The following is a 15,858-nucleotide window of genomic DNA, read 5'->3' on the forward strand; positions in this document are numbered from 1 at the left end:
GCTGTGCGGGCAGTCCGCCGCCTTAGCTCAGTCGGTAGAGCATCTCACTCGTAATGAGAAGGTCGTCGGTTCGATTCCGACAGGCGGCTCTCCTCCTTCACCAGCGGGTTCGTCCAGCCGGACGAGCCCGCTGAGTCGTTCCTGGAGCAGGGCTCCGCACCGGAACGGTTGTTCCCCGTGCGGGCAGGGCATGACGAGGGCCGGACGACGACGGAGGCAGGTCGCCAGGTGAGCAGCTCGGATCCGGCAGCCCGGCGGCCCTCGCCGTCCGTTCCGTGGACCTACGTGGACGCCAACCGGCTGTGGGTGGACTCGCGGGTACGCGCAGCAGCACAGCGCCGGTTCGAGGCGCCGGTGCTGCGCCGCCTCGGCGGCCCGGTGCCAGGGGGGCACGTCCTCGAGCTGGGCACCGGCAGGCGGGGCACCGGGCTGCGGCTGGCGCTCGAGCTCTTCGATGCCGCTCGCGCTGACGGCCTCGAACTGCACCCGCGCAGCGTGGCCGTCTGCCGGAGGGCGGTCGCGGACCTGGGGGACCGGGTGAGGGTCGAGCAGGGCGACGCCACCCGCCTCGCCCACCCGGACGCGTCCTACGACGCGGTCTTCGGCTATCACGTGCTGCACCACGCCCTCGGCTGGCGCGAGGCAGTCCGGGAGGCGTCGCGCGTCCTCCGTCCCGGCGGGCGCCTGTACGTCGCCGAGATGACCGCCCGCTTCGTCGACAGCCGCCTCCTCCGGGCGGTGTCCTTCCATCCGGACGACGGCGACCGCCCGACGTCTCGGTCGATCGCCGCGGCGTGCACCGACGCGGGTCTGCGCGTCGCCGCCCAGGAGACGCGCTTCGCCGGCCTGTGGACCGCCCTCGTCGCCGTCCGGGAGTGACGCCCGGCCACGGCCGCCCGCAATCGCCGTGACGGCGCCAGCGGTACCGCCCACGATGCGCGGGTGGACAGAGCCCTGGTCAGCGCGATCGCGCACCGCCGTCACCCCGTCGCCGCCCCCGTCTCGGACGAGAGCGTCCACCGGCTGCTGACGGAGCTGGAACCGGAGATGCCGTCGGACGCCCCGCGCCTGCTCGACCTCGGCTGCGGCTCCGGCGAGTGGCTGCGCGGGGCGCTCCGGCTTCTTCCCGCTTGGGAGGGCGTCGGCGTCGACGTGTCGGCACCCGCCCTGGACGAGGCGCGGCGCAGAGCCGGGGACGACCGCGGGCTGCGCGATCGCGTCCGGTGGGAGCGGGCCGACGCCGCTGCGTGGAGCGGCGGGCGGTTCGACGTCGTGATCTGCATCGGCGCCACCCATGCCTTCGGCGGACTCGCTCCCACCCTGGAGGCCCTCCGCCGGCACCTGCTGCCCGGTGGGCGGGTCCTCCTCGGCGAGGGCTACTGGGAGGGGACGCCGAGCCAGGCCGCCCTCGACGCGCTCGGCGCCGCGCCCGGCGAGCTGCCGGACCTGCCCGGGCTGATGGCGGAGGTCGCGCGGCACGGCTACGAGCCCGGCTTCGGCCACCTCAGCACGGCGGCTGAGTGGGACCGCTACGAGTGGTCCTGGACCGGCTCGCTCGTCACGTGGGCGCTGGAGGAGGCCGACGACGACGAGCGTACGGAGGCCCTGGGGATCGCGCGGGAGCACCGGCGGCAGTGGCTGGAGGGCTACCGCGGGCACCTCGGTTTCGCCACCGTCGTCCTGCACGACACCGGCCGGGGTCACTGAGAGCGACGGCAGCGACCCCGGCCCCGGCCCCGTTCAGAGGCTCACCCCGAGCGTGCGAGGGGTGAGGAGAACGGGGTCCTCTTTCAGTGGTGGGCGTCGCCGTTCTTGGCGCGCTCGAGGGAGGCGAGGATCTCCTTCTCGGCGTCCTCGCGGCCGACCCACTCGGCGCCCTCGACCGACTTGCCCGGCTCGAGGTCCTTGTAGGTCTCGAAGAAGTGCTGGATCTCCAGGCGGTCGAACTCCGACACGTCGGTGATGTCCGTGAGGTGCGACATCCGCGGGTCGGTCGCCGGAACGGTGAGGACCTTGTCGTCCCCGCCCGCCTCGTCGGTCATGCGGAACATGCCGATGGCCCGGCAGGTGATCAGGCACCCGGGGAAGGTCGGCTCCTCGAGCAGGACCAGGGCGTCGAGCGGGTCGCCGTCCATGCCCAGGGTGTTCTCGATGTAGCCGTAGTCCGCCGGATAGCGGGTGGAGGTGAACAACATCCGGTCCAGGCGGATGCGTCCGGTGGCATGGTCCAGCTCGTACTTGTTCCGCTGGCCCTTCGGGATTTCTACCGTCACGTCGAACTGCACGGACGTAGTGTGACCCACGGCGGCCCGCAGCAATCGGCGGGTCGCCTTTTCCGGGGGGTGGGCACCATCGCGTCGAGCGGCTCGACGATCGTCACAGCGAAGACCGGGCGCTTCCGTCGGCGTCTCGCGATGGGCGTCATCGGCCTGGTTCTCCTCCTCGTCGGCGGCATCGTCGGTGTCGGCGTGCTGCTCACGAGCGGTGGGGACGACCCGACCGAGGCCGTCGCGATCCCGGACGCGGAGCTGCCCGACCTGGGCGACGCCTCGCCGGTGCTCGCGTCGCTGGCCACCGACGCGCCGGCGCCCGACCCCACGGTGCTGAGCAGCCAGCTCACGCCGCTGCTCACGTCCGCCGGCCTCGGCACCGGCGTCTCGGCCGAGGTCGTCGACGTCGCCTCCGGCGACGTGCTGCTCGACCTCGACGCGAACGACCCCGCCGTCCCCGCGTCGACGGCGAAGTTGCTCACCGCCGCGGCGGCCCTCATCACCCTCGACCCGGCGGACACCCTGACGACGACGGTCGTCGCCGGGGGCACCCCCGGCGAGGTCGTCCTCGTCGGCGGCGGTGATCCCACCCTGTCGCGCACCTCGCCCTCGCAGACCTATCCGGGCGCGGCCACCGTGGCCGACCTGGCCACCCAGGTCGTCGCGGCGCTGCCGGCGGGCACCCCGGTCACCCGCATCGTCGTCGACAACTCGCTGTTCAGCGGATCCCTCACCGCTCCCGGGTGGGGCACCGGGGACGCGCCCTCGACCTACGCCGCGCCCGTGACCGCCACCGCGGTCGACGGGGCCCGGGTCAGCCCCGGCTCGCAGGCCCGGAGCGGCCAACCGGGCATCGACGCCGGCTCGGCGCTCGCCGACGCCCTGGGCGCCCCCGGGGCCGCGGTCGTGCTCGGGGACGCCCCGGCCGGCGCGAAGACCCTCGCGTCGGTGGAGTCCGCGCCGGTGGGCCGGCTGGTGGAGCAGATGCTGTCCCAGTCGGACAACATGCTGGCCGAGGCCCTGGCCCGCCAGGTGGCCCTCGCCAGCGACCTCCCCGCCAGCTTCGAGGGCGGCGCGGAGGCGATCACCCGGGCACTGGCCGACGCCGGCATCGACGTCACGGGCGTCACGCTGGCCGACGGCAGCGGCCTCTCCCGCGACGACCGGGTGCCGGCCGGCGTGCTCACCGAACTGGTGGCCGGCGCCGCCGACGGCAGCCTCGACGGCGCCTCCTCGCTGCTGTCCGGGCTTCCCGTGGCCGGCTACGACGGCACGCTCTTCGACCGCGGGAACGCCGGGGCCGCGCCCGGCACCGTGCGCGCGAAGACGGGCACCCTCCTGGGGGTCCACGCCCTGGCCGGCACGGTGGTCACCACCGACGGCCGGCTGCTCGCCTTCGCCGTGGTCGCCGACGGCTCGGGCAACGAGGCCGCGGCGGAGAGCGCACTGGACGAGGTCGCCGCGGCCCTGGCCGGTTGCGGCTGCCGCTAGGCCCCGTCCCGGGTCCCGCCCTGAGCCGGCGAAGGGTGGGGAGGACGGGGTCCTTCTTCTTCCCCCACGCCTCGCACGCTCGGCGCGGGTCCCTGAAGGGCGCCCGCTCGAGCGCGTCACCAGGCTCGCGGCGGGACCCCGCAGGAGGGCCTACCGTGAGGCGATGAGCAGCGCCTCCTCGATGGTCGACTGGGACCTCGCCGGACGCACGGCCCGCAGGCTGATCAGCCCCGGCCCCTCCACCACCCGTGAGGAGGCGGCGGGCGTCGTCCGGGACCTGCACGAGGCCGCCGCCGTCGCGGTCGGGCACGTCGAGAAGCTGACCGGCATGCGCCCCGTACCCGGCGGCGCCGTGCCCGAGGTCGCCGTCGTCGACCGGCCCGGCTGGGTCGACGCGAACGCCAGCGGCATGGCCGCTCTGCTGAACCCGCTGGTCGAGGCGCTGACGGCCAGGCAGCAGACCCGGCCGGGCCCGCTCGCCACGGCGATCGGCTCCCGCGCCACGGGCGTCCAGGCCGGCGGCATCCTCGCCTTCCTCTCCTCGCGGGTCCTGGGGCAGTACGAGGTCTTCGGCACCGGCGGCCGGCTGCTCCTGGTCGCGCCCAACATCGTCGCCACCGAGCGGAAGCTCGGCGTCGACCCGGCCGACTTCCGGCTCTGGGTGTGCCTGCACGAGGTGACCCACCAGCTCCAGTTCACCGCCGTGCCGTGGCTCAAGGGTCACCTGGAGGCGGAGATCGCCCGCTTCGTCGAGGCCACCGACCTCACCCCCGATGTCCTGCGCGAGCGGTTGCAGGACGTCCTGCGCGGCCTCTCCGACGCGGTCCGCGGCGGCAATGGCGAGTCCGAGGGCCTGCTCGCCCTCGTGCGCGACCCCGAACAGCGCGCCGTCCTCGATCGCGTCACCGCGGTGATGAGCCTCGTGGAGGGCCACGCCGAGTACGTGATGGACGGCGTCGGTCCGGACGTCGTCCCGTCGGTGCGGACGCTGCGCAAGCGGTTCGCCCAGCGCCGCAAGGGGCGGGGGCCGCTGGACCGCGTGCTGCGCCGGCTCCTGGGTCTCGAGCAGAAGATGAAGCAGTACGCCCAGGGCCGGGTGTTCGTCGGCGGCGTCGTCGACCTGGTCGGCATGGAGGGCTTCAACCGCGTCTGGGACGGCCCCGAGAACCTGCCGCGGATCGAGGAGCTGACCGCGCCGGAGCGGTGGGTGGAGCGGGTGCTCGGCCGCCCGGCCATCCCCGCCTGAGGGCGGGCGGAGGAGCCGACACGGTGGCCGGTCCCGCTCCGGCGGTCGCGCAGGTGCGCTCCGCCGTCCGGCCGGCGCTGTCCGCGTCGGACCGGCCGGTGCTGGTGGCCTGCAGCGGGGGAGCGGACTCCCTCGCCCTGGCCGCCGCCGTCGCCTTCGAGGCGCCTCGCGCCGGCGTGCCCGCGGGCGCGGTGACCGTCGACCACGGACTCCAGGAGGGGGCCGCGGAGCGTGCGGCGGCGACCGCCACCCTGCTGCGCAACCTCGGGCTGGAGCCCGTCTCCGTCGTCCGCGTGGACGTCGGCACCGACGGTGGGCCGGAGGGGGCCGCCCGCGGCGCCCGCTACGCCGCCCTGGCGGCAGCGGCGGCGGAGCTCGACGCCCGAGTGGCTCTCGGGCACACCCTCGACGACCAGGCCGAGACGGTGCTCCTCGGGCTGGGCCGCGGCTCGGGGCCGCGCTCGGTCGCGGGCATGGTCGAACTCCGGGACGCCGGGGGAGCCACCTGGTGGCGCCCGTTGCTCCACATCCGGCGCGCGACCACCCGGGCCGCCTGCGCGGCGCTGGAGCTGCCCGTCTGGGACGACCCCTGGAACGACGACCCCGCCTACACCCGGGTCCGGCTGAGGACGGAGGTGCTGCCGCTGCTCGAGGAGGTCCTCGGCGGCGGGGTGGCGCCGGCGCTCGCCCGCACGGCGGCGCTCCTCCGCGACGACCTCGACGCGCTCGACCAGCTGTCCGAGCGCCATCTCGACGCCCTCCGCGACGCCGCGGGGCTGCCGGCCGAGCAGCTCGCCGTCCTGCCCACGGCCCTGCGCCGGCGGGTGCTGCGGTCCTGGCTGCGGGCCGCCGGCGTCCCGGACCTGCAGGCGGTGCACCTGGCCGCCGTCGACGCGCTCCTGGTGCGGTGGCGGGGTCAGGGCCGGGTCGACCTACCGGGCGGCGCGGGCGCCGTGCGGACGTCTGGCAGGCTGGTCCTGCAGCCCCCGGGCGCCCCGGCGGGCCGTCCCGGCGACACCCCATCGGACTTCGAGGAGCCTCACGCGTGAGTGAAGCCGTCACCACTCCCGGGGCGCTCGGTCCCGATCACGGCTACGGGCCCGACATCGACCACGTGCTCCTGAGCGAGGAGCAGATCCAGGACAAGATCGGTGAGCTCGCCGCGCAGGTCGCCGCCGACTACGCCGGCAAGGAGGTCCTCCTCGTCGGCGTCCTCAAGGGCGCGGTGCTGTTCATGAGCGACTTCGCCCGCGCGCTGCAGATCCCGACGCAGATGGAGTTCATGGCCGTCTCCTCCTACGGCTCGGCCACCAGCTCCTCCGGCGTCGTGCGCATCCTCAAGGACCTCGACCGCGACATCACCGGCAAGCACGTGCTGGTGCTCGAGGACATCATCGACTCCGGTCTCACGCTGTCGTGGCTGCTGAAGAACCTGGGAGGCCGGTCCCCGGCGTCGCTGGAGGTCTGCGCGCTGCTGCGCAAGCCCGAGGCGGTGAAGGTGGAGGTCCCGGTGAAGTACATCGGGTTCGACATCCCCAACGAGTTCGTCATCGGCTACGGCCTGGACTACGCCGAGCGCTACCGCGACCTGCCCTACATCGGCACCCTCAAGCCCGAGGTCTACCAGTAGCTCCGTCGGCCTACCGGCCGACACCGCTCTGCACACCGTTAGCCCACCGGCCGACACCGCGGCCAGGTGCCGTTCCCCTGCTGCGGTGGGCCCGTCCTCGGCACGGCTCGGGAAGCGTCCGGCCCTCGCTCGGCGCGCCGACCTGGCGGGGCGTTCCGTGTGCGTCCTCCGCACCCACCCACGTGGGGTCAGGCGCCGCTCGCGTCCAGGGAATACCCGAGGTGCCCGGTGTACCGTCGATCTCGACGACGCTGCTCCCAGCGCCGGGGTCCTCGCCCGGATCGCAGGCGGCGTCCCCGGACGATCAGGAGGGTCGACGGGCAGCCGGACCCCCGGCGCCCGGCATCGGTGTATGGAACGTAAGAAGATCTTCCGCTCCGTGTGGTTCTGGGTCGTCATCGTCGTCCTGGTCGCCCTCACGTTCTCGTCCCTGTTCAGCGGCAAGAGCGGCTACCAGGAGGTCTCGACCTCGGTGGCGCTGGAGCAGTTCGGCAACGGCAACGTCGAGTCGGTCACGATCAACGACAAGGAACAGACCCTCGACCTCGAGGTCCGCGACGAGGTGCAGGGCAGTGACAAGATCACCGCTTCCTACCCGCTCGGTGCCTCCGACGACGTCTACGACCTGGTTACCGGGCAGGGCGACGCCGACGCGGTCGAGTTCGACACCAACGTCACCCAGCAGAGCCTCCTGGTCAGCCTGCTGGTCAGCTTCCTGCCGTTCCTGATCCTCCTCCTGCTGCTGTTCTGGCTGTTCAACTCGATGCAGGGCGGCGGCCGTGGCGTCATGGCCTTCGGGAAGTCCAAGGCCAAGCAGGTCACCAAGGACACCCCGAAGACGACGTTCGCCGACGTCGCCGGTGCCGACGAGGCCGTGGAGGAACTCCACGAGATCAAGGACTTCCTGCAGAACCCGGTCAAGTTCCAGGCCGTCGGCGCCAAGATCCCCAAGGGCGTGCTGCTGTTCGGCCCGCCCGGCACCGGCAAGACCCTGCTGGCCCGCGCCGTGGCCGGCGAGGCCGGCGTGCCGTTCTTCTCCATCTCCGGCTCGGACTTCGTCGAGATGTTCGTCGGCGTCGGTGCCAGCCGGGTGCGCGACCTGTTCGAGCAGGCCAAGGCGAACGCGCCGGCGATCATCTTCGTCGACGAGATCGACGCCGTCGGCCGGCACCGCGGCGCCGGCATGGGCGGCGGCCACGACGAGCGCGAGCAGACGCTCAACCAGATGCTCGTCGAGATGGACGGCTTCGACGTCAAGGGCGGCGTGATCATGATCGCCGCCACCAACCGTCCCGACATCCTCGACCCGGCGCTCCTGCGCCCCGGCCGCTTCGACCGGCAGATCGCCGTCGACCGGCCAGACCTCGAGGGCCGCAAGCAGATCCTCGCCGTCCACGCCAAGGGCAAGCCGCTCGCGCCGGACGTCGACCTCGAGGTCGTCGCCCGCCGCACCCCCGGCTTCACCGGCGCCGACCTCGCCAACGTGCTCAACGAGGCGGCGCTGCTCACCGCGCGGAACAACGGCTCGCTGATCACCGACCCGACCCTCGAGGAGGCGATCGACCGCGTCATCGCCGGCCCCGAGCGCAAGACGCGGGCGATGAGCGACAAGGAGAAGAAGGTCACCGCCTACCACGAGGGCGGGCACGCGCTCGTGGCGCACGCGCTGCCCAACCTCGACCCGGTGCACAAGGTGACGATTCTGCCGCGCGGCCGCTCGTTGGGGCACACGCTCGTCCTGCCGACCGAGGACAAGTACACCCAGACCCGCTCGGAGATGATCGACACCCTGGCCTACGCCCTCGGCGGGCGGGCCGCCGAGGAGCTGGTCTTCCACGAGCCGACCACCGGCGCCGGCAACGACATCGAGAAGGCCACCTCGATGGCCCGGGCGATGGTCACCCAGTACGGCATGAGCGCCAAGCTCGGCGCGGTCAAGTACGGCAGCGACCCCGCCGAGCCGTTCCTGGGTCGCGACATGGGCTCGCGTCCCGACTACTCCGAGGCCGTCGCCGCCGACATCGACGCGGAGATCCGGGCGCTGATCGAGGCCGCCCACGACGAGGCCTGGGAAATCCTGGTCGAGTACCGGCAGGTCCTCGACCAGCTGGTCCTCGAGCTCATGGAGAAGGAGACCCTCTCCAAGGAGGACATGGCCCGCATCTGCGCGCCGGTCACCAAGCGGCCCTCGCTCGCGCCCTACAACGGCTTCGGCAAGCGGACGCCGTCGGACCAGCCGCCGGTGCTCACCCCCGCCGAGCGGGCCGCGCAGAACGGCGGCTCGGCGAGCGGCCACGACACCACGCCGGTGGGTGACGTCGGCGCGCCGGTCCAGCGATGAGCGAGATCCCCGCGGAGCCGGAGGACCTCACCCTCGGGGACGCCGGCCGGTCCGACCGCCCCCGGGTGGACGAGGCGCGCGCCGCCGCCGCGGTCCGGGAGCTGCTGCTGGCGGTGGGCGAGGACCCCGACCGTCCGGGGCTGCAGGGCACCCCGCAGCGGGTGGCCCGCGCCTACGCGGAGACCTTCGCCGGGCTGGGGCAGGACCCCTACGACGTCCTCGCCACCACCTTCGACGAGGACCACGACGAGCTGGTGCTGGTCAAGGACATCCCGATGTACTCGACCTGCGAGCACCACCTCGTGCCCTTCCACGGAGCGGCGCACATCGGCTACATCCCCGGTGAGGACGGCCGCGTCACCGGGCTGTCCAAGCTCGCCCGCCTCGTCGAGGTCTACGCCCGCCGCCCGCAGGTGCAGGAGCGGATGACCAGCCAGATCGCCGACGCGCTCAACGACGTGCTGAAACCCCGCGGCGTGCTCGTGATCATCGAGGCCGAGCACCTGTGCATGGCGATGCGCGGCATCCGCAAGCCCGGCTCGACGACGGTCACCTCCGCGGTCCGGGGCATCTTCCGCGACAACCCGGCGACGCGGAGCGAGGCGATGAGCCTGGTGCTGGGCCGGTGAGCGCCGGCCCGCTGGAGCTGCCGCGCCCCGACCGGTGCGTCGTCATGGGCGTCCTCAACGTCACCCCGGACTCCTTCTCCGACGGTGGCTGCTTCGCCGACGTGGACACCGCCGTCGCGCACGGACTGCGGATGCACGCGGCGGGCGCGGACTACGTCGACGTGGGTGGCGAGTCGACCCGCCCCGGCGCCGACCGGGTCGACGCCGAGGAGGAGTGCCGGCGGGTGGTGCCGGTCATCCGTGAGCTGGCCGCCGCCGGCGTCCGGACCAGCGTGGACACGACCCGGGCGGAGGTGGCCGAGGCCGCCATCGCCGCCGGGGCGGCGCTGGTGAACGACGTCAGCGGGGGCCTGGCCGACAAGAACATGGCCGATCTGGTGGCCGAGACGGGCATCCCGTGGGTGCTCATGCACTGGCGTGGCCACAGCCGGGAGATGTACGCCGCCGCCCGGTACGGCGACGTGGTCACCGAGGTCTGCGCCGAGCTCACCGCCCGCGTGGAGGACGTCGTCGCCGCCGGCGTCGCTCCCGAGCAGCTCGTGCTCGACCCGGGTCTCGGCTTCGCCAAGCGTGCCGAGCACAACTGGGCGCTGCTGGCCGGGATCGACCGGATGGTCGCGATCGGCCTGCCGGTGCTGGTCGGCGCGTCGCGCAAGTCGTTCCTGGGGCGGCTGCTCGCCGGCGCCGACGGCGAGCCGCGGCCGGCCGAGGGGCGCGACGACGCGACGCTGGCGACCACGGTGATGGCCGCCGAGGCGGGCGTCTGGGGCGTCCGCGTGCACGACGCGGCCGCCTCGGTCGACGCCGTCCGCACCGTCGAGGCCGTGCGAGCGGCGCGAGGGACCGGCCGTGGCTGACCCCGCGCGCGACCGCATCGCCATCCGGGGCCTGCGGGCCCAGGGGCACCACGGCGTCTACGCCTTCGAGCGGGACCGGGGCCAGGAGTTCCGCTGCGACGCCGTCCTGGAGCTCGACACCAGCGCGGCGGCCGCGGGCGACGACCTGGAGCGGACGGTCGACTACGCCGATCTCGCCCGGACGCTGTACCGCGTGCTGGCGGGGGAGCCGGTGAACCTGCTCGAGGCGCTCGCCCAGCGCCTGGCCGACGTGTGCCTGGCCCACCCGCTGGTCGATGCGGTCGAGATCACCGTGCACAAGCCGCAGGCCGAGCTCGGGGTGCCGTTCGACGACGTCACCGTCACCATCCGGCGGCAGCGCTCGTGACGCGTGCGGTCCTGTCGCTGGGCGCCAACCTGGGGGACCGGGCCGGGGCCCTGCGGGCGGCGATCACCGCTCTGAAGGACGACGGCCTCGTGGCCCGCTCCACCCTGTACGAGACCCCGCCCTGGGGACCGGTCGAGCAGCCGCCGTACCTGAACGCGGTCGTGGTGGTCCGGGGCCCGCGGGACGCCCGCGGCTGGCTGGCGCGGGCCGCGGAGCTGGAGCAGGCTGCCGGGCGCACCCGCGAGGTCCGCTTCGGGCCACGCACCCTCGACGTCGACGTCATCGTCGTCACCGAGGACGACGGCACCCCGGTCCTCTCCGACGACCCGCAGCTGACGCTGCCGCACCCGCGCGCCCACGAACGCGCCTTCGTCCTGGTGCCGTGGCTGACCCTGGATCCCGGCGCGGTGCTTCCCGGGCACGGCCGGGTGGCCGACCTCGTGGCCGCGCTGCCGCCGGACGACGTCGCCGCCGTCGTGCGATGGGACCACCTGCATTGAGACCCGTCCCGCGTCGTGACCTCGCCGTGCTTGCCGTCGGCCTCGCGGTGGCCTCGTGGCTGCTCGTACGGGCGCTGTACGGGCAGCTCCCTCCGCTGGACTGGTGGCTGCCCGCCCCGCTGGGGGTCCTCGCCGTGGCCGAGGCCTTGGGTGCCCGGACGCTGCGGGCCCGCCTGGCCGCGCTGCGCGAGGCCCGCTCCCGGGCCGCGACGCCCTCGACGCCGGCGCAGGACGTCCCGGTGCGGCCGGTGGAGCCGATGCTCGTCGCCCGGCTCGCCGTCCTGGCCCAGGCCAGCGCGTACGTGGGTGCGGTGTTCGCCGGGGTGTGGGCGGGCCTCCTGGCGCACGTCGGGCCCGCCGTCGGCCATCTCCAGGCTGCCGCGAGCGACACCGTCACGGCGCTGATCGGGATCGCCGCCTCCGGAGCGCTGGTCGCGGCGGCGCTCTGGCTGGAGTCGGTGTGCCGCGTCCCGCCGCAGGACCACGACCCCACGGAGGGCGTCAGCGCCTGACGCAGCCCCGTTCGATCATCGGCATGTGGCTGGTCGACACGCCGACGGCGGCCGCCACATGGCGATGATCGACTCCGGGGTGCGGCTCACACGGCGCCCGCGGTCTCGGGCACCCGTCCCTCCACCGACCGGCGCAGGGCGGCGTGCAGCGACTCCGGGGTGAGGACGCCGAGGAAGCGGTCCCCGTCGAGCACGGCGACCCAGCCGGCCTCGTGCTGGAGCATCGTGGCGAACGCGTTCTTCAGGGAGGCCTCCTTGGGCACCCAGGCCTCCATGCGCCGGGCCGCGGTCCGCACCGTTCCCGCCCCGGAGGCCCGGTCGGCGGACAGCCAGCCGTGCAGCCGGCCGGCGTCGTCGAGCACCACGGCCCAGCGGGCTCCGGTCCGCTGCAGCGCGGCGCGGGCGTCCGCCAGCCCGTCGGTGACGCGCACGACCGGCGGCTGCTCCAGGTCGCTGGCGTCGATGCCGGTGACCGCCAGCCGCTTGAGGCCGCGATCGGCGCCGACGAAGTCGGCCACGAATTCGTTGGCCGGCCGGCCCAGGAGGTCGGCGGGGGTGGCGAACTGCTCCACGTGCCCGCCCTGGCTCATGACGGCGATGCGGTCGCCGATCCGCACGGCCTCCTCGATGTCGTGCGTGACGAACACGATCGTCTTGCGGACGGTGGCCTGCAGCCGCAGGAACTCGCTCTGGAGCCGCTCCCGGACCACGGGGTCGACGGCGGAGAAGGGCTCGTCCATCAGCAGCACGGTGGGATCGGCCGCCAGCGCCCGGGCCACGCCGGCCCGCTGCCGCTGTCCGCCGGAGAGCTGGTGGGGGTACCGGTCCCCGTGCACCGCGGGGTCCAGGCCGACGAGGACCAGCAGCTCCTCCACCCGGTCCCGGATGCGCCGCTTGTCCCAGCCCAGGAGCCGGGGCACCGTGCCGACGTTGCCGCGGATGGTCTGGTGCGGGAAGAGCCCCACGTTCTGGATCACGTAGCCGATCCGCCGGCGCAGCTGCACCGGATCCACCCGGGTGACGTCCTCGTCCCCCAGCAGGATGCGGCCGGTCGTCGGCTCGATGATCCGGTTGATCATCTTCATCGTCGTCGTCTTGCCGCAGCCGGAGGGCCCCACGAGCACCGTGAGCTCCCCGGCGGCGAAGGTGAGGTCGAGCTCCGCCACGCCGACCGTGCCGCCGGGGTATATCTTGCTCACCCCCTCGAGCCGGATCCGCTCGGCACGGGCGGGCGCTGCGTGGAGCCGGGGAGTGCCAGTAGCGTCCACGAGGTGGCCTTCCTGCGAGGCGCCCGGTGCTGAGCGCGGCGAGCGGTGACGCGCTCGCGGTCGATGCGGCGCCGAACCCGTGGTTCGACCCCTCCTACGTGACGTCGAACTGGGAGCCCATTCTGGGCTACCTCGGCGAGCACGTCAGGCTCACGGTCGCCGCCGTGCTGCTCGGAGCCGTGATCGCACTGCCGTTGGCGCTACTGGCACGGCGCAGCCGCTGGCTGGCCGGGCCGGTCCTGGGCCTGTCCACGCTGATCTACACCATCCCGTCGCTGGCGATGTTCGCCTTCGTCGCACCGTTCACCGGGCTGTCGGCGACGACCGTGCTGATCGGCCTGGTCCTCTACTCGCTGGTCATCCTGGTCCGCAACTTCCTCGCCGGGTTGCGGTCGGTCCCGGCCGACGTGCGGGAGGCCGCCCGAGGCATGGGCTACGGGCCCGGGCGGTTGCTCTGGCAGGTGGAGCTGCCCCTGGCGCTGCCCGCTTTCATGGCCGGGCTCCGGGTCGCCACCGTCTCCACCGTGGCGTTGACCACCGTCGGCGTCATCGTCGGTCACGGAGGGCTGGGCCAGCTCATCGTCGGCGGCTTCAACTCGAACTTCTACCGCGCCGAGATCGTCACCGGGGCCGTCGGCTGCGTGCTCCTCGCCCTGCTGGCCGACCTGCTCCTGGCCGGCGCGGAGCGGATGCTGACCCCCTGGGCCCGGCAGGTGCGCTCGTGAACCTGCTGCGGGAGGCGCTGGTCTACCTCAACGACCCGTTCAACTGGACCCGCCGCGGCGGGATCCTCGAGCTGCTCGGGGAGCACCTGCGGATCTCGGCGCTCGCGGTGCTGGCCGCGGTGGTGGTCGCCGTGCCGGTCGGCATGCTGCTCGGGCACACCGGCCGTGGCGGGGGCTTCACCGTGGCGCTGTCCAACGTCTCCCGAGCCGTTCCGACGCTCGCGCTGCTGACGATCTTCGCGGTCACGCCGATCGGTTTCGGACCCCGCGCCACGACGATCGCCCTGGCCGTGTTCGCCGTCCCGCCCGTCCTCACCAACACCTACGTCGGCTTCCGCAGCGTCGACCGCGACGTGGTCGAGGCCGCTCGGGCGATGGGCATGAGCGGCCGGCAGGTGATGCTCCGTGCCGAACTGCCGCTGGCCGCTCCGCTCCTGATGACCGGCGTCCGGACGGCGGCCGTGCAGGTGGTGGCGACCGCCACGCTGGCCGCGCTCGTCGCCGGGGGCGGCCTCGGCCGCATCATCACCCTCGCCTTCGCCCAGCAGGAGTACGGGGTGATGCTCGCCGGCGCGTTGCTCGTCGCCGTCCTCGCGATGCTCACCGAGGTGGTGCTGGCCGCGCTGTCCTGGGTGGTCACGCCCGGACCGCGGCGGTTCCCCTTCCCGCCCGCACGCGGACGCTCCGCGACGGACCCGCAGCCGTCCGTGGCCGAGGTTGCCTCCTAGCCCGCCGGAGGCGGTAACGGAAGGGCAACGGGTGACCGTGTGCATTGCGGGCAACCGGTTGTGCGGGTTGCATGGTGCCCGCGGGGATCCTCCCGCCAGACACGCGTGGCAGCCGGCTGCCACGGGACACAGAAGGCGGGGCGTCCAACCATGCGCGCACGCACCTCGATCATCGCTCCGCTGGCACTGGCGGTCGTGCTGACCAGCGCCTGCGGGGAGTCGGGCTCGTCCGGGACGGGCGGCGGCGAAGGAGATGCCGCGGCGTCGGGTGAGGCCTGCGCCCCCGTCGCCGGTGACCAGCTGGTGGTGCTGGAGGACGACAAGGGCCTGCAGAACGCCGACAACATCATCCCGGCCGTCAACGCCGTGGCCGCGCAGGCGAGCCCCGCGCTGCTGCCGGCGCTGAACGCCGTGTCGGCGGAGCTCACCACCGACGAGCTCGTCGAGATGAACGCCGCGGTGGACGTCGAGCGGCAGAGCGCTCAGGACGTCGCGGCGGCCTGGGTCGAGGAGAACATCGACACCGCCGGCCTCGAGCAGGGCAGCGGGCCGGTCGTGGTAGGCGGCGCGAACTTCACCGAGTCGACCGTCCTGGCCACCATCTACGCCGACGTGCTCACCGCCGCCGGCTTCGACGCGACCGTGCAGGAGGTCGGAAACCGGGAGCTGTACCTGCCGGCGCTCGAGCGCGGCGAGATCCAGGTCTTCCCCGAGTACCTGTCGACGGTCACCGAGTTCCTCGAGGGCGACGAGAACAACCAGGTCGCCTCCGGGGACGTCGACGCCACGGTGGAGGCCCTCGCCCCCCTGGCCGAGGCCGCCGGCCTGGTGTTCGGGGAGCCCGCCGAGGCCGCCGACCAGAACGCCTTCGCCGTCACCGAGGCCTTCGCCGACGAGCTGGGCGTGAGCACCCTCTCGGAGCTGGCCGAGGCGTGCGACGACGGCTCGCTGGTGCTCGGGGGGCCGGGGGAGTGCCCGGAGCGGCCCTTCTGCCAGCCCGGCCTCGAGGAGACCTACGGCCTCGAGTTCGCCGACTTCCGGGAGCTGGACGCCGGCGGCCCGCTGACCAAGGCCGCCATCCAGCAGGGCGAGGTCTCGCTCGGCCTGGTGTTCAGCTCCGACGGCGCCCTCGCCCGGCAGTAGGCCGCGTCCGGAGGCTCACCCCGAGCCTGCGAGGGGTGAGGGGCACGGGGTCCTTGCCGCCTCGCACGCTCGGCGCGGGCCCCTGAAGGGTGACCGTTCCAGCACGTCACCGGGCCACGCCACGCCCGCTCGGCGCGGGACGGGGCCTGGG

The 15,858-nt window shown here is 73.9% G+C and carries 17 protein-coding genes and 1 tRNA gene; 16 read left to right on the top strand and 2 right to left on the bottom strand.

Features of this window, described 5'->3' with window-relative positions:
• Nucleotides 1–16 precede the first annotated feature (16 nt).
• From ACFSHS_RS08800 to ACFSHS_RS08810, 3 genes are all read left to right on the top strand, one after another.
• Nucleotides 17–89, top strand: a tRNA-Thr gene (locus ACFSHS_RS08800).
• 139 nt (nt 90–228) lie between these two features.
• The gene (locus ACFSHS_RS08805) at nt 229–879 is read left to right on the top strand and encodes a class I SAM-dependent methyltransferase (protein ID WP_376874181.1); all 651 of its coding nucleotides are present in this window, start codon (nt 229–231) and stop codon (nt 877–879) included.
• 63 nt (nt 880–942) lie between these two features.
• Nucleotides 943–1,707 (top strand): SAM-dependent methyltransferase, encoded by a 765-nt coding sequence (locus tag ACFSHS_RS08810; protein WP_376874183.1) that lies wholly within the window; start codon nt 943–945, stop codon nt 1,705–1,707.
• 83 nt (nt 1,708–1,790) lie between these two features.
• On the opposite strand, the gene ACFSHS_RS08815 is transcribed toward ACFSHS_RS08810, so the two are convergent.
• Nucleotides 1,791–2,285 carry an inorganic diphosphatase gene (locus ACFSHS_RS08815; protein WP_376874185.1) on the bottom strand — a complete coding sequence of 165 codons (495 nt, stop codon included), beginning with the start codon at nt 2,283–2,285 and terminating at the stop codon, nt 1,791–1,793.
• 57 nt (nt 2,286–2,342) lie between these two features.
• On the opposite strand from ACFSHS_RS08815, the gene dacB reads away from it, so the two are divergent.
• The 10 genes from dacB to ACFSHS_RS08865 all read left to right on the top strand — a co-directional run bounded on the left by dacB (nt 2,343) and on the right by ACFSHS_RS08865 (nt 11,843).
• The gene (gene dacB / locus ACFSHS_RS08820) at nt 2,343–3,761 is read left to right on the top strand and encodes a D-alanyl-D-alanine carboxypeptidase/D-alanyl-D-alanine endopeptidase (protein WP_376874187.1); all 1,419 of its coding nucleotides are present in this window, start codon (nt 2,343–2,345) and stop codon (nt 3,759–3,761) included.
• Nucleotides 3,762–3,924: 163 nt separating this feature from the next.
• Complete coding sequence (locus ACFSHS_RS08825) at nt 3,925–5,007, top strand: zinc-dependent metalloprotease (RefSeq protein WP_376874189.1); 1,083 nt, start codon at nt 3,925–3,927, stop codon at nt 5,005–5,007.
• 23 nt (nt 5,008–5,030) lie between these two features.
• Nucleotides 5,031–6,056, top strand: coding sequence for a tRNA lysidine(34) synthetase TilS (gene tilS, locus ACFSHS_RS08830; protein WP_376874191.1), 1,026 nt, complete (start codon nt 5,031–5,033; stop codon nt 6,054–6,056).
• Nucleotides 6,053–6,637, top strand: coding sequence for a hypoxanthine phosphoribosyltransferase (gene hpt, locus ACFSHS_RS08835; RefSeq protein ID WP_376874193.1), 585 nt, complete (start codon nt 6,053–6,055; stop codon nt 6,635–6,637). The genes tilS and hpt overlap by 4 nt, the downstream gene beginning before the upstream one ends.
• Nucleotides 6,638–6,989: 352 nt before the next feature.
• Entirely contained in the window at nt 6,990–8,978 is a 1,989-nt protein-coding gene (gene ftsH / locus ACFSHS_RS08840; RefSeq protein ID WP_376874195.1) for an ATP-dependent zinc metalloprotease FtsH, read from the top strand.
• Nucleotides 8,975–9,607: a GTP cyclohydrolase I FolE gene (folE, locus tag ACFSHS_RS08845; protein WP_376874197.1), complete on the top strand. Its 633-nt coding sequence runs from the start codon at nt 8,975–8,977 to the stop codon at nt 9,605–9,607. Before ftsH ends, folE begins: the two co-directional genes overlap by 4 nt.
• Entirely contained in the window at nt 9,604–10,464 is an 861-nt protein-coding gene (gene folP, locus ACFSHS_RS08850; RefSeq protein WP_376874199.1) for a dihydropteroate synthase, read from the top strand. Before folE ends, folP begins: the two co-directional genes overlap by 4 nt.
• The gene (gene folB / locus ACFSHS_RS08855) at nt 10,457–10,831 is read left to right on the top strand and encodes a dihydroneopterin aldolase (RefSeq protein ID WP_376874201.1); all 375 of its coding nucleotides are present in this window, start codon (nt 10,457–10,459) and stop codon (nt 10,829–10,831) included. The genes folP and folB overlap by 8 nt, the downstream gene beginning before the upstream one ends.
• Complete coding sequence (folK, locus tag ACFSHS_RS08860) at nt 10,828–11,331, top strand: 2-amino-4-hydroxy-6-hydroxymethyldihydropteridine diphosphokinase (protein ID WP_376874203.1); 504 nt, start codon at nt 10,828–10,830, stop codon at nt 11,329–11,331. Before folB ends, folK begins: the two co-directional genes overlap by 4 nt.
• A 26-nt stretch (nt 11,332–11,357) precedes the next feature.
• Nucleotides 11,358–11,843, top strand: a complete 486-nt coding sequence (locus tag ACFSHS_RS08865; protein ID WP_376874205.1) for a DUF3180 domain-containing protein — start codon at nt 11,358–11,360, stop codon at nt 11,841–11,843.
• Between the two features lie 86 nt (nt 11,844–11,929).
• On the opposite strand, the gene ACFSHS_RS08870 is transcribed toward ACFSHS_RS08865, so the two are convergent.
• Nucleotides 11,930–13,042 (bottom strand): ABC transporter ATP-binding protein, encoded by a 1,113-nt coding sequence (locus ACFSHS_RS08870; RefSeq protein ID WP_376874207.1) that lies wholly within the window; start codon nt 13,040–13,042, stop codon nt 11,930–11,932.
• A gap of 95 nt (nt 13,043–13,137) precedes the next feature.
• Here ACFSHS_RS08870 and ACFSHS_RS08875 point away from each other — a divergent pair, with 95 nt between their 5' ends.
• The 3 genes from ACFSHS_RS08875 (at nt 13,138) to ACFSHS_RS08885 (ending at nt 15,707) form a co-directional block, all read left to right on the top strand.
• Nucleotides 13,138–13,836, top strand: a complete 699-nt coding sequence (locus ACFSHS_RS08875; protein WP_376874209.1) for an ABC transporter permease — start codon at nt 13,138–13,140, stop codon at nt 13,834–13,836.
• A complete protein-coding gene (locus ACFSHS_RS08880; RefSeq protein WP_376874211.1) occupies nt 13,833–14,564 on the top strand; it encodes an ABC transporter permease in 732 nt (243 codons plus the stop codon). Before ACFSHS_RS08875 ends, ACFSHS_RS08880 begins: the two co-directional genes overlap by 4 nt.
• 150 nt (nt 14,565–14,714) lie before the next feature.
• Nucleotides 14,715–15,707: a glycine betaine ABC transporter substrate-binding protein gene (locus ACFSHS_RS08885; RefSeq protein WP_376874213.1), complete on the top strand. Its 993-nt coding sequence runs from the start codon at nt 14,715–14,717 to the stop codon at nt 15,705–15,707.
• The last annotated feature ends 151 nt before the right edge of the window (nt 15,708–15,858 follow it).

The organism is Blastococcus deserti (assembly GCF_042682525.1).
Taxonomy (GTDB): domain Bacteria; phylum Actinomycetota; class Actinomycetes; order Mycobacteriales; family Geodermatophilaceae; genus Blastococcus_B; species Blastococcus_B deserti.

Excerpts from the sequence above, each read along its gene's own strand:
- ACFSHS_RS08825 (WP_376874189.1), top strand. The coding sequence starts at position 3,925 with ATGAGCAGCGCCTCCTCGATGGTCGACTGGGACCTCGCCGGACGCACG.
- ftsH (WP_376874195.1), top strand. The coding sequence starts at position 6,990 with ATGGAACGTAAGAAGATCTTCCGCTCCGTGTGGTTCTGGGTCGTCATC.
- folE (WP_376874197.1), top strand. The coding sequence starts at position 8,975 with ATGAGCGAGATCCCCGCGGAGCCGGAGGACCTCACCCTCGGGGACGCC.
- ACFSHS_RS08885 (WP_376874213.1), top strand. The coding sequence starts at position 14,715 with ATGCGCGCACGCACCTCGATCATCGCTCCGCTGGCACTGGCGGTCGTG.